The organism is Paenibacillus sp. ATY16 (assembly GCF_003399985.2).
GTDB lineage: Bacteria > Bacillota > Bacilli > Paenibacillales > Paenibacillaceae > Pristimantibacillus > Pristimantibacillus glycanilyticus.
This window is the reverse complement of the sequence record NZ_NMOK02000022.1, coordinates 117,727-130,875: the sequence shown is the minus strand read 5'-3', so window position 1 is coordinate 130,875 and position 13,149 is coordinate 117,727. Positions and strand designations below refer to the sequence as shown.

Sequence of the window (13,149 nt, the reverse complement as noted above, 5' to 3'; positions counted from 1 at the left end):
CGCAAGTATCACCCTTTTTCAAAGATGCATATGCTAGTATGACGACGACAATTGAACTTGACACGTTTATTGCTGCAAAGGAGGGGCTGGAAGTTGCAGCAGATCGTAAACGAAATAATAGAGCATTTATCGCATTCCCATCAACAAATGGCTCGCATGATTGACTCCAAGCGGCATGTTGTCGTGCGGATGGCCGAGGTTGTGAAGGCCATCCCCGACAACAATCCGAACTTTGGAGGAACGGATGGACTGCTGTCGAATACGCAGGCTCTGCTTGGCGGAGTTGTTTCTTATTTAACAACGATAGCCGAATTGCAGGAGACGCTTGCCGCGCAGCTGACGTTTACGGTCCGCGAGCTTCGCCTGGAGGAAGAAGAGTAAGCTTGCCGGAAGGAGGATGTTTGTCATGAATCGGGAACAGGCTTATATGCGAATGCTGGGCGCTACCGCCCATATGCAGTGGAATATTGCCAAAATGCTGGAGGCTAAGGCCGAAGAGACAGAGAAAGCACGTCATTGGATATGTAATCATATTACCGCGGCATCCTTCCTGGGCGATCAAACGCAGCTTAAACAGACAGCCCAAATCAACGAGCAAGTGATTGAACTATTGGACGGCGTTAACAAAATGAGCCAAGGGATCCTATCCGTCATGCGCTCGGTTCTGCCTAAAAGCAACGAGGGCGGAGGCGACCATGACGGGGACGACGAGGAGATGCTGTTCGGCGGCATGGGTGACATGAATTGAGATTCCAGTCGTCCAGAGAACAGCAAGTGAAGCTGGAGATTCTCTCTTCTCTCGCAAGCAGCCAGACGGCGCTTGCCCGCATTCTGAACAGCATCGCCGACGTATCGGAGGCTTCCCCGGCGCTTGCCAGAAGCATTGCCGAGAATGTGAAGCTCCTAACGTCCATGCAGAAAAATATAGCGGAGTCGGTAACGGGGCTGACCATGCGCGGCAAGCGTCTGAAGCGGGGGCGCCCCGGCAGCCCTTGGCTGAACGCCAAGATCAGCAGGCTGTAAGATAGAAGTCATCCATGAAGGAGGCGTTTGATATGAAGAAGAAAAGCGCTGTTTCAGCCAAACGGAGAACCAAACGCAAGCCTGGTGTAAGGACTAAACGCAAAGTAAACGGAGCCCGGAAGACGGCGGGGAAGAAGAAGCCCGGCAAAAGCACGATGAAACGCCGGAAGTCTTCGGCCAGAAAAAGAAGAAAAAGCGTAAGCTTTGATCAAGCCAGCTACGATTACGGTTTTAACCAAGCCTATAACGACGGGTATAATACCGGCTTCGCCAAAGGCTTTGAAGACGGCCATCAGATTGCTTACGAGACGCAGGTTTAATCGCACAGACGAAAGATAGAGGTCTTAGCTCTGCCTTGTTCATGCCAGAATGGACAAATCAGGAATAAGGCTTTTTTTGTATAACTTCGGGTAACGGGCAGGTGAGTGGGAAATTTGAACAAGGCAGCAGCGGCGTCCTTTCGGCAAGGCAGGCAGCAGGGTTATTCGGCCGGATTTCAGGCAGGTTGGCGGGACGGGGCTTGCGAATGGGCAAAGACATCTCCCGTAACTCCGGTTCCGGAAGCATTACCTTTGCGCGTGTTATATATTCCGCAAGGCTCATTAGGCTTTGACGCCATTGATTCCGGCATTATTCAGGCGCTGCAACGATGCGCCAGCGAAGTGCATGTAGGCGCGCAGGAAGGCTTGCTGCAGCAAGCGGCCGCCATTCGGCCCGATCTTGTGCTTGTATTGAACGGCTTATACACTTTCCCGCCGGATCATCTGGAGCAGATTGCCGCAATTCGCGCGCTAGGGATTAAGACGGCGATCTGGTTTGTGGATGACCCGTATATGACGGCCCACACGGTCCAGATCGCGCCAGCTTACGATATTGTATTGACGCATGAGCGCGGGACAATACCGCTCTATCAACAGCAAGGATGTCTTCAGGTGCATCATCTGCCGCTTGCCGTCAATGAGACGGTATTCCGTCCTTTTCGCGCGGATAAGACGTATGAATACGAGGTTTGTTTTATCGGAGTAGCCTTCTGGAACCGGGTAGAGCTGATTGATTCGATCGCCGGGCAGCTATCGAAGCGAAAGCTGTTTATTGCCGGAGGGCACTGGGACCGTCTGAAGCAATATCCGCTGTTAGCATCCAATATCCACCCGGAGGGCATTGCGCCAGAAGCGGCCGCCCATTATTACAACGGCTCCAAGATTGTGATTAATATGCACCGGTCCGATGTCCCAGGGAAGGATAATCAGATTGAAGCGCAGGCACCCGGCTTGTCGCTGAATCCGAGAACCTATGATGTTTCGGCTTGCGCGACGCTGCAGCTAACGGATATCCGGGATGACCTGTTTTCCCAGTACCGTCCGGGTTATGAGATTGAAACTTACGGCAATGCGCAGGAGCTGCTGCAGAAAATTGATTACTACTTGACCCATGAAGAAGAACGCTTGCGGATTGCCATGAGAGGCTTGTACCGTACTTTGCGTGATCACACGATGACTACGCGAATCGCTACGCTTTTGAATCTATTGATGTAGGAGTGACAAATATGGCGCCAGTGGTCAAACGGAAGAGCGATGAGGAGGCTGGACGAGAGGCTGGATATAAGCTGGGCTGGGATCACGGATACTGGTTCGGGTTATGCGAGGAAGCGATCAGCCGTATTCCGCAGGACAATAAAGTATGGCCGATTCACGCCATGTATGTGGAGACGGGCAAAGGCTTTCCTTACTCGCCGATCGACGAAGCCGTAAGAGGGACTTTAGCGTCTATGGTCCAGAGGTTGACCGTTGTTAACGCGGCGCAGTCCGTGTTGGAGCTTGCGCTCGCTGACCGGCCGGAAGTCGTTATCGTTCTGGATGGACTGCAGTTTGATGTCGCCCAGATCGAAAAGCTTCGGGAAAACGGAATCCGGACAGCGATCTGGCTGACTGACGATCCCTATTATATGGATATTACAACGATGATTGTTCCGTATTACGATACGGTATTTACGCTCGAGCGCAACTCGGTGGACTATTACAAGCAGCTTGGCTGCCAGAATGTGTTTTATTTGCCGTTTTGCTTCGATCCGGCGCAATATCGCCCGACGAATCCCGAACGCTCAAGCCGCAAAGAAATTACGTTTATCGGATCCGCCTATTTGAACCGGGTTAGCTATTTCAATGAATTAACTCCTTATCTGGCGGGGAAAAATACGTTAATATCCGGTATTTGGTGGGACCGTTTAGCGAAATATGACCTGCTGAGCTCCAAAATCAAGCTGAATAATTGGATGGGACCGGCAGAAACAGCCTTGACGTACAATGCTTCCAAAATCGTGATCAATATGCATAGGGCGCATGACGATGCCTTGTACAACAGCAACCGAATCGGATTAACGGCCGTTTCCCCTAATCCCCGGACCTTTGAGATTGCCGCTTGCGGCGTACTGCAGGTATGCGATACCCGGGATGATCTTGCTTCCTTTTTTACCCCGGGAGTAGAAATCGTTACTTATTCCTCGCCGGCGGAGCTGATCGAGAAGATGGAATATTACCTGAAGCATGAAGAGGAGCGGCAGCAAATCGCCCTTCGCGGCATGTACCGGGCTTACCGGGACCATAAATACGCGAACCGTCTTCAGACAATGCTGAAGATATTATTCCCGCTCCTCTAATTCTTCATGAATTAGATCGACCAACGAAGCAAAACGCCAGACTGCGTTAATCCGCCGCCAAAACCATAGAGCAGCAGCAAATGTCCAGGCAATACGCGGCCGTCCCGGACGGCGGCATCAAGGGCAAGCGGAATGGATGCGGCAGACGTATTGCCGTAGCGCTCGATGCTCGACAAAGCCTGCTGCTCGCTTATGCCGGTCCGTTCGCATAACGCGTCGATAATGCGCTGATTCGCGTTGTGCGGAACGAACCAGTTGATTTGGGACGGCGTGTAGCCGCTGTCCTTCAGCAATCCGGCGATTCCTTCCGATACGTGGCTGAGCGCCCATTTGTACACTTCGCGGCCATTTTGAACGATACGGCTTGTCGTATCGATATCCGCCGCGTTAATGACGGGGGACAAGCCGCTCCGGTAAACATGATGTCCGCCGGCACCGTCCGTCTGGGCGGATATCGCAAGAACATCCCCGTCTCCACGGGCTTCCATTAAGAATGCGCCGGCTCCGTCGCCAAACAAAATGCAGGTCGTCCGGTCTTCGTAGTTCGTTACCTTGGACAAGGTTTCTCCGCCAATGACGAGGATTTTGCGGTAAACGCCGGACAGAAGCAGGCCGTTCGCCAGCTGAATGGCCGATGTGAAGCCTGCGCATGCGGCCTGAATATCGATTGCGCCGCAATGACGGATTCCAAGGCCTGCCTGAACCTGGGCGGCAACGCTTGGGATGACATTGTCCGGCGTAGAGGTAGCGACAATAATGTAATCCACATCCTCGATTTCCACCCCGTACCGCTCCTGCATATCCCTTACCGCCCGAATGCATAAATCGCTCGTGAACTGGTCATCCGCCGCAATCCGGCGTTCACGGATGCCCGTGCGCTGAACAATCCATTCGTCCGAGGTTTCGACGATACGCTCCAAATCCGCATTGGACAATACTTTATCCGGAATATAAGTGCCGATGGCCGTAACAGCTGCGTTGGATTGCAATTGCTTTTCCATTAGAAACAGCTCCTTTTCATTTCATACTATCGCTTCTTGGTATCTTGTTAGTACCAGGTACTAATACTTGATATTAAATTACTGAATTTGAATGGATTTGTCAAGCCTTGTTGCGGATAGCTTCCTCGTAACCGAGCACAATAAGACACGGGTCGAAGCCTAACTAATCGAATGGAGGAGTGGCCAGATCATGAAAAACAAATTCATTCTTCTTACAGCAAGTGTGGCTTTAGCAGCAACGTTAACGGGGTGTGCGTCCAATCAGGGAGATATCGGCAATAAAAACATCCGTCCCAACAGCGTGCGTTACGATGCTAACGGGAATGTGATCCGTAATCTGGCGGCTCCGGGAACATTGACCGACAAACGTTTCGCGAATGATCAAATGAACGAAATGAACCGCGTCAATGGCCGCCGTCTCAACAGCAACAACATTGTTGGCAGTCATAAAAATTATAAAATGGAAATGAGCGAGGAAATCGCCAAGAAGCTTGTGGCTATGAATACGGTTAAGACAGCCAATGTCATGCTGACCGATCATAATGCTTATGTTGCCGTATCCTTCGAGGATCATACGCGCGGCTTAAGCGCAAAAAGCTACAACCGCACAAACCTGAGCAGCCCGATTACCGATACGAACCGCCACATGAACGGCACGTATGGAGCAAACGGCGGGAAATACGGCATGAACGGCATGAACGGAACGTATGGCATGAACGGTACGATGGGCGGCTACCATAATGACGGCATTCGCGGCCTGAGCACAACCGATACCGGCGAGAGCCAGCTGACCGATAAAATCAAAAGCGATATCGCTGCGGAAGTGAAACGGCTGCATCCGTCGGTTCAGAACGTTTATGTATCCGCAAGCCCGGACTTTGTGGACCGCATGAACAGCTATATGGGCGATGTTCGCCTAGGTCACCCGATTCAAGGCTTTGTATCCGAATTTAATGCCATGGTCGAGCGCATCTTCCCGGCGAATGCGACGAAGCTGAACTCGAATATGGCCAAGCACACCACTCCTTATATTTACGATCACCGCTAATAGCCGAAAATAAACAAAAAGGGCCCGCTTGCGAAGCAAGCGGGCCTGTCCTAGAAATGGTATCAACTGTGGGGTTGATGCATATGATTGTATCGAAGAAACCTTAGTCTAAGATTAAAGAACTTTGTCGAAATTGAAACAAAGTAAAAACCCCGCATCCTGTATAAGGAGCGGGGAAATGAAATAGCCCAAATCATGAATGGGATGGTTAGATTTGTAACTCCCCAAGCTTGATCAGCTCGACAACCGCTTGCGAACGACCTTTAACATTTAACTTTTGCATGACATTCGAAATATGGTTGCGGACGGTTTTTTCGCTGATAAATAATTGCTGCGCAATATCTCTAGTTGTTTTATCCTGCACCAGCAGCTCAAATACCTCGCGTTCACGATGTGTTAATAAGAACTTGCTTTTATGGTCGCTACCCTTCAAGTTTGTCACCCCTCCTTGCTCGGGTTTTTATGGTTTAACAAGGTTAAGGGATACAGTCAAATTATTGTATGAAATGGCTATGGCAATGGTGCTGTATGTAGGGAAAATGGGCGCTTATAATAAAAGAAGGGCTGTCCCGCATGCTCATGGTTACTGAACATGGGGGACAGCCCTTCTCTGTTTTTTTGCTTAAGCCATACTTAGTATCCGTCCGTTTTGCGTCCAAGCTCCTCGGCGACTTCCATGCCTTCGCGGGCAGGGAAAGTGCCTTTGTGCTCAGCTTTCATAGCAGAGGATTTCCTGATGGCTTCCGCTACAAGACGGCCGTACTCCGGATCCGCTTGCGTCAGATTGGACAGCATTTTGTCCCGGATAACAGGCGCGCAGGTTGACAAGGCATCGCCCAGATTATGAACAAGCTCGTCGCGCTCCCACTGCTCCAGCTTGCGGAACGTATCGCCGGCCTGGGCGAAATCGTTGGTCCGGTCTATCGTCTGGCGGACGAGATTCGCGTCGTAATGCGGCTCATGCGGCGCGCCGGAAGCTTCAGCCTCCGAAAGTCCGTTCAGACTGGAGGGTTCGTAGTTCACATGCGGATTCTGACCCGGAGCGACATCTACGTAGAAGGCCATTTGACCGTCGCGCTGATTGGTTGCGGCACGCTTCTTCGGCGCATTGATCGGCAGCTGCAGGTAGTTCGCGCCTACGCGGTAGCGCTGGGTATCGGAGTAGGATAAGGTGCGGCCTTGCAGCATTTTATCGTCCGAGAAGTCCAGCCCGTCCACCAATACGCCCGTTCCGAATGCCGCCTGCTCCACTTCGGCGAAATAGTTTTCCGGGTTTTTATCAAGCACCATCTTGCCTACCGGCACCATCGGGAACTGGTCTTCCGGCCACAGCTTGGTATCGTCAAGCGGATCGAAGTCCAGCTCCGGATGCTCGCCGTCCTCCATGATCTGCACCTTCAGCTCCCAGGCCGGATAATCTCCCCGTTCAATAGCCTCGTACAGATCCTGCGTAGCATGGTTGAAGTTCTTCGCCTGAATTTGCTCGGCTTCCGCCTGAGTCAGGTTTTTGACGCCTTGCTGCGGGTCCCAATGATATTTGACCAATACCGCTTCGCCCTTCGCATTTACCCATTTGTATGTATTGACGCCGGAGCCTTGCATTTGGCGGTAATTCGCCGGAATTCCCCAAGGGGAGAACAAGAAGGTAATCATATGGGTCGCTTCCGGCGAATTCGAGACAAAGTCGAAGAAGCGCTCCATCGACTGCACGTTCGTTACCGGATCCGGCTTAAAGGCATGAACCATGTCCGGGAATTTCATCGCATCGCGGATGAAGAAGATCTTCAGGTTATTGCCGACCAGATCCCAGTTGCCGTCCTCGGTATAAAATTTGGTCGCGAAGCCGCGCGGGTCGCGGAGAGTCTCCGGCGAATGCCCGCCGTGGATCACGCTCGAGAAACGGACGAAGACTGGCGTCTTTTTGCCTTTTTCCTGGAACAGCTTTGCTCTTGTATATTTGCCGATCGGCTCGTTGCCGAATGTGCCGTAAGCTTCGAAATAACCGTGCGCGCCTGCTCCGCGGGCGTGAACAACCCGCTCGGGAACGCGTTCGCGGTCGAAATGGGTGATTTTCTCGATAAAGTGGTAATTTTCAAGGGTAGCCGGCCCGCGGTTGCCAACCGTTCTCGTATTCTGATTGTTGGATACCGGATGGCCTTGTCTCGTCGTCAGCGTCAGATCGGTTTCGCCTGCCGCTTTGCGGTTGTCGGCTGCTCCGCCCGCGCCTGCCGCATGAGTGCCGTTTGTATCGTTTGCGGACATTTTAGCATTTCCTCCATTTCCAATTTAAAGTCGATTTTACCTAATACTCCACTACTATTCCTCATTCCGAAAGAGTTTATGATAACAATTGGCATATCGTTAAAGCTCTATCCCCCTATTCAAGCGGCAAGGCGCGTAGTACTGTATTAAGAAAACAGCCTGCTAACAAAAGGGTGGAAAGGACTGGTCTCATGAACATATTGATCGTCGACGACGAACCGCGGCATTTGAGAGGAATGGCCGGCATGATTCAAATGATGCGCCCGGAGGCCAAGGTAAAAACGGCCAAGGATGGAGAAGCGGCCCTTGCCCTGGTCAGGGAAGAACAGCCCGATGTAGTGCTTAGCGATATACAAATGCCGAAGCTTGACGGGCTTGCGTTCCTGCAGCGGCTGAAGGAAGAGGAGCTGCGGACCAAGGTCGTTATGGTATCGGCTTATAATTTGTTCGAGTACGCCCAAAGAGCGATTCGCCATGGCGCGTACGACTATCTGCTCAAGCCTGTCGACGTGGACAAGGTGGAGGTCCTGCTGCAGCGGCTTGACCGGCAGCTTGCGGAAGAAGAACGGGAGCGCGGCGAGTCGGCCGAGATGAAGCAAAGGCTTGAGCTCGCATCTTCTGCCTACCGCTACCGGCTGCTGCACCAGTGGCTGCACGGCGTACTTCCTCCTGGCGAAGAGGTTGACCTGGAAGAGTGGCCTTTGCTTCGGCAAATGAACACTCTCGTATTGACGGAAATCCGAAATGAAGGAGAAGCTTTCCCCGTGACGGAGCTGGTCGAACAGCTTAAGCAGCGGGTATCGGTCTATGGCGAGGCCTGCGTGTTTCCTCTGCAAACGGTATCGCAGCACAGCATTCGCCTGGTCACCGTGCTGAAGCGGGAGACCCAGCCGGCAGCGGGCATAGAGGAGCTGCGCTCCTGCCTGACGGAGCAGACGGAGATATGGCGCGCTTGCGGCGCGGTATCCCATGGCATTGCGGTTCTGCAGACGGAGCATAGCCTGAATCCCGCCGAGACCTTTATCCCCAAGCTTTACCGCCAGGCGGAGGAAGCATTGGAATATGCTTTCCATGAGGAATGGGCGAGCGTCGTAACCTTCGGGCATGAAATCGGGCTGGGCCATACGAATCCCGTCTTCCAGCTGGATGGCGAGCTGCTGTTCGAAGCGCTGCAGGAGCAGTCGCTCGATAGAGCAGAAGCCATGTGCCGGGCTGCCTTTGCACAGCTGTCTTCGCAGGGTCGCACGGAGCCGAAGCTTATGAAAAATTATGCGTCTCTTACGCTGATGAAGCTGAAGAGCAGGACCTCGGGCATCATAGACCAACAGGTTGGAAGCGCTCTCGCGAATACCGCGTCTATGGCAATTCCTTCTTGCGCGAGCAGCGGTATGCTGATGGAGCTGATGCTGGTCAGACTAGCTGAGGTGCACAAATCGCTGACGGACCGGAAGCAGGGCAGCGGGGAGCTGGCGGTGGAGCAATGCCTGAATTGGATTCAGGAGCATTATGCGGAGGATCTGACGCTTGATAGGGCAGCGGAACAATTTCATTTCAACCCCTCCTACTTCAGCACCTTGATGAAAAGCCGCACCGGACGCTCATTCTCCGATCATTTGACGGAAGCCCGTATACGGGCTGCGAAGGAGCTGCTGGCCGGCGGACGGCTTAAAATCTATGAAATCGCGGAGCAATGCGGCTACCGGGATACGAAATATTTCACCCGGATATTCAAGCGGCAGGTAGGGCTGTCGCCGGAAGCTTATAAGCATACGCTGCGTCCGCAGACGGGGGGCGGGGATAGGCCATGACTTTTCGATTGAGGCTGCTGCTCAGCTATCTGACGCTTATCGCCTTGCCGCTGCTTGTGCTGAGCACGCTGTTTTATAATTCAAGCTTAAAGGTCGTTACCGAGCAGGCACAAAACAATGTTCACGATGTCGTGATGAAAAACAACGACGTGATCGATACCAAGCTGGGGATCGTCGACCAGAATAGCAGGTCCTTGTTCGTGGACAAGGACCTGTTCCAGATTTTCAATAACCTGAATCCGGCAAAAGAAGAGGAGCTTGTCGCGGCCGACCGGCAGGTTACGGCCATCTTAAGCAAATATTTCTCCCAGAATTCGGATGTCTATTCCGCGCAGCTGTGGACCTCTTACTACACCTTCGGAAGCACGATGCTGATGCCGCTTGGCAATCCGGTACAGTCTGCGATTTACAAGGAAGCGGTTAAGGCAGGGGGCAAGATGGTCTGGTACCCGACCTACGATTTCATCAAGATGTACGACCAACCTTGGCTTCAAGACGGGACGATAGATTACCGTTACTTGTTCTCCGCAACCAGGCTGCTTAACTTCTCCCACATGGAGGACAGCACGCTGGTCAAGCTGAAGCCGGAAGTCGAGCGTCCCGTGCTTGCGATCAGCTTCAAGTCGACGGTGATGGACGAGCTGTTTGAGCGGAGTATCCCGGCTGGTTCCTCGTATATGGTGCTTGATCCCGACAATATCGTCGTGGCTTCGAGCGACCAATCGCAGGTAACGAAGCGCTTCGATGAGGACTGGATGGATCATTTCCGCGAGCAAGGCAGCGGGAGCCAGCGGATCAAGCTGGACGGGCATAACCAGATCGTCAGCTTCGCCCGCTCGGAAGTGACGGGCTGGATGTCGATTGTCATTACGCCGCAATCCGCGCTCGTAAGTTCCCTGGTTCCGGTTCTCCGGACGTCAACGATCGTCAGCGCCATCGCCTTAAGCGTAGTAGCCCTGGTGTTTGCTTACTTCATCATTAGCCGCATTACGGGTCCGATTAAGAAGCTCATGAGCGCGATGCGTTCGGTAGGGGAAGGGGACTTTGAAGCCCGCGTGGACGTGGACCGGAAGGACGAATTCGGTCTCTTGTCCCAGCGCTTTAACCGGATGAATGACCGGATTGCCATGCTCGTGAAAGAAAACTACGAGATCAAGCTGAAGGAGAAGGAAGCGGAGATTCAGGCGCTTAACATGCAGATGAATCCTCATTTTTTATATAACACGCTGAACATCATGAACTGGACCGCTCTCGAGAATCGCCAGACGGAGCTCAGCAAGATGCTGGTCTGCCTGTCCAATATGCTGCACTATACGTCCCGCAAAGATTGGGAGGCCGTTCATCTGTCGGAGGAGCTGGAATGGATGCGCAATTACTTCTTTATCATGTCCGCCAGGTTCGAGGGCAAGTTCACGGTCGCTTACGAGATTGAGCCGGCGCTCTATGAGAAAAAGCTGCCAAGACTTCTCTTCCAGCCATTTGTGGAAAATGCCATTCTGCACGGATTCAGCGGCGTGGAGGAAGGCGGGCAGATTACGATACGCGGCTGGATCGAGGACGACAGCCGTTATTTCGAGGTTCGCGACAACGGACGGGGGATCAGCAAGGAAGGGATCGATACGATATTGTACAAGGAATCCGCGTCTATCGGAATTAAAAATACGATCTCTCGCATCCGAATGGCCTATGGCGACGAATACGGCATCCGCATTCATTCCGCTCCCGGCAAGGGGACAAGCATCGTCATCCATCTGCCGAGCAAGACCCAATAAAAGTCCACCATTCTAGAAATGCTCGGGTTTTGTAAGCGTTATCCATCATCTACAATAAAAGCAATCATAGACTGCAGCTATGAGCCATGAGGATGAAATGAGAGAGGGGCTCGAAAAAAATGATTATGAATCGATGGAAATACACTTCCGCATTTATGGTTACGGTTCTGTCGGCCGTGCTTGTCATGTCCGGCTGCACCAAGTCCGATAGTTCCAGCAATGGCAATTCCTCATCCAGCACGAATAACGCAAGCAGCTCGGCCAATACGAGCAGTTCCGGTGCCGATACCGGTGCCAGCAGCGGAGAAAAAATTACGCTGAAGCTGACCGGCTGGGGCGCACCGGCGGAAGTAGCGGCGTACAAATCCGCCATTGCCAATTTCGAGAAGACTCATCCGAACGTGAAAGTCGAATTTCAGTCTATTAGCAGCGGCGATTACGATACGAAGCTGACGACAATGGTAGCCGGCAACGACGAGCCGGATGTCGCGATGATGGAATCCGCGACCATTGCCTTCCCTCTGGCGGAAGAAGGCAAGTTCCTTAACCTGCAGGACTTCCTTTCTAAAGATCAGCAGATCACACTCGATTCGATTGTTCCGAATATTACGTATTCCCAGGCGCCGGGCAACATTATCGGCATCGGTCCCGGTCCGGAGACATTCGGACTGTTCTATAACGAAGACGTATTCAAGGATGCCGGCATTGAACCGCCTCCATCCGACGCTTCCAAAGCATGGACCTGGGATCAATTCGTAGACGTTGCGAAGAAGCTGACTCTCGACAATAAGGGACGCAATGCGGCCGATCCGAATTTCGACCCTAAAAATATTAAGCAATTCGGCATCAACCTGCCAACCTGGTGGGGCGCTTACAGTAACTTTATCTACTCCAACGGCGGCGATTTCCTGTCAGCCGACGGTAAAACCTTCGCCCTTAACCAACCGGAGGCGGTAGAAGTGTTCCAGAAGATGGCCGACCTGATCAACGTGTACCATGTCGCTCCATCTCCGCTCCAATCGAAAAATATTCCCGGAACAAACGTCGCGCTTCAGACGAAGAAGGTTGCGATGGCTATTGACGGACAATGGGCTTCGTCCTCGCTTGCGGAATCCAAGTTCAACTATAACGTAGGCGTTCTGCCGGTTATGAAAGAGCCGGTAACGACCGTAGTAGCCGGCATGTTCTCCATCTTCAAATCGACCAAGCATCCGCAGGAATCCTGGGAGCTCCTGAAGGCGCTGCTTGATCCGGAAGCTTCGCTTGACATGCTGACTAACGGAACATGGATGCCTGCTCCTAAAGATTGGTACACCGACAGCGAGAAGCTGGACAAGTGGACCAAAGACTTGGCAGCCCGCCCATCCGGCTATAACGGCGCGATTATTGACATGCTTCTGAATCACAGCCATGCAACGCCTACGGCTTACGTGAAAAACTTCAATAAAATCATGGATGTCGTTAACCCCGCTTTGGATAAAGTGTGGCTGGGCAAAGAGACCGCCCAGGAAGCGCTTGATTCCATTGCCGCGAAGGCGCAGCAGCAGGTACAAGGCCGGCGCGACGTCGAGTAAGCTGT

At 52.6% G+C, this 13,149-nt stretch carries 13 protein-coding genes; 10 read left to right on the top strand and 3 right to left on the bottom strand.

Translation table 11 applies throughout. The annotated features are described in order from the left end of the window. The first annotated feature begins 93 nt into the window (after positions 1–93). The 6 genes from CFI03_RS12310 (at position 94) to CFI03_RS12285 (ending at position 3,679) form a co-directional block, all read left to right on the top strand. Positions 94–381: a hypothetical protein gene (locus tag CFI03_RS12310; protein ID WP_015843055.1), complete on the top strand. Its 288-nt coding sequence runs from the start codon at positions 94–96 to the stop codon at positions 379–381. A gap of 25 nt (positions 382–406) precedes the next feature. Further along, positions 407–748 carry an alpha-helical endospore appendage domain-containing protein gene (locus CFI03_RS12305; protein ID WP_116393845.1) on the top strand — a complete coding sequence of 114 codons (342 nt, stop codon included), beginning with the start codon at positions 407–409 and terminating at the stop codon, positions 746–748. Then, positions 745–1,023, top strand: a complete 279-nt coding sequence (locus CFI03_RS12300; protein ID WP_116393844.1) for a hypothetical protein — start codon at positions 745–747, stop codon at positions 1,021–1,023. Before CFI03_RS12305 ends, CFI03_RS12300 begins: the two co-directional genes overlap by 4 nt. A gap of 32 nt (positions 1,024–1,055) precedes the next feature. After that, complete coding sequence (locus CFI03_RS12295; protein WP_116393843.1) at positions 1,056–1,343, top strand: hypothetical protein; 288 nt, start codon at positions 1,056–1,058, stop codon at positions 1,341–1,343. Between the two features lie 114 nt (positions 1,344–1,457). Further along, a complete protein-coding gene (locus tag CFI03_RS12290) occupies positions 1,458–2,558 on the top strand; it encodes a CgeB family protein (RefSeq protein ID WP_116393842.1) in 1,101 nt (366 codons plus the stop codon). An 11-nt stretch (positions 2,559–2,569) separates the two neighbouring features. Then, positions 2,570–3,679 carry a CgeB family protein gene (locus CFI03_RS12285; RefSeq protein ID WP_116393841.1) on the top strand — a complete coding sequence of 370 codons (1,110 nt, stop codon included), beginning with the start codon at positions 2,570–2,572 and terminating at the stop codon, positions 3,677–3,679. An 11-nt stretch (positions 3,680–3,690) separates the two neighbouring features. Here CFI03_RS12285 and CFI03_RS12280 read toward each other — a convergent pair whose 3' ends face one another. Then, positions 3,691–4,680, bottom strand: a complete 990-nt coding sequence (locus tag CFI03_RS12280) for a ketoacyl-ACP synthase III (protein WP_116393840.1) — start codon at positions 4,678–4,680, stop codon at positions 3,691–3,693. Between the two features lie 190 nt (positions 4,681–4,870). Between CFI03_RS12280 and CFI03_RS12275 the strand changes: the two genes are divergently transcribed. Next, entirely contained in the window at positions 4,871–5,728 is an 858-nt protein-coding gene (locus tag CFI03_RS12275; RefSeq protein ID WP_116393839.1) for a YhcN/YlaJ family sporulation lipoprotein, read from the top strand. Between the two features lie 208 nt (positions 5,729–5,936). Here the strand turns inward: CFI03_RS12275 and CFI03_RS12270 are convergent, their stop codons facing one another. After that, the gene (locus tag CFI03_RS12270; RefSeq protein ID WP_006040330.1) at positions 5,937–6,161 is read right to left on the bottom strand and encodes a helix-turn-helix domain-containing protein; all 225 of its coding nucleotides are present in this window, start codon (positions 6,159–6,161) and stop codon (positions 5,937–5,939) included. Positions 6,162–6,361: 200 nt separating this feature from the next. Beyond that, on the bottom strand, positions 6,362–7,990 hold the full coding sequence (locus CFI03_RS12265; protein WP_116393838.1) for a catalase: 1,629 nt from the start codon (positions 7,988–7,990) through the stop codon (positions 6,362–6,364). A 191-nt stretch (positions 7,991–8,181) separates the two neighbouring features. On the opposite strand from CFI03_RS12265, the gene CFI03_RS12260 reads away from it, so the two are divergent. From CFI03_RS12260 to CFI03_RS12250, 3 genes are all read left to right on the top strand, one after another. Continuing rightward, the gene (locus CFI03_RS12260; protein ID WP_116393837.1) at positions 8,182–9,798 is read left to right on the top strand and encodes a response regulator transcription factor; all 1,617 of its coding nucleotides are present in this window, start codon (positions 8,182–8,184) and stop codon (positions 9,796–9,798) included. After that, positions 9,795–11,570, top strand: coding sequence for a sensor histidine kinase (locus tag CFI03_RS12255; RefSeq protein ID WP_116393836.1), 1,776 nt, complete (start codon positions 9,795–9,797; stop codon positions 11,568–11,570). Before CFI03_RS12260 ends, CFI03_RS12255 begins: the two co-directional genes overlap by 4 nt. A 119-nt stretch (positions 11,571–11,689) precedes the next feature. Next, positions 11,690–13,144, top strand: coding sequence for an ABC transporter substrate-binding protein (locus CFI03_RS12250; protein WP_116393835.1), 1,455 nt, complete (start codon positions 11,690–11,692; stop codon positions 13,142–13,144). Positions 13,145–13,149: the final 5 nt, after the last annotated feature.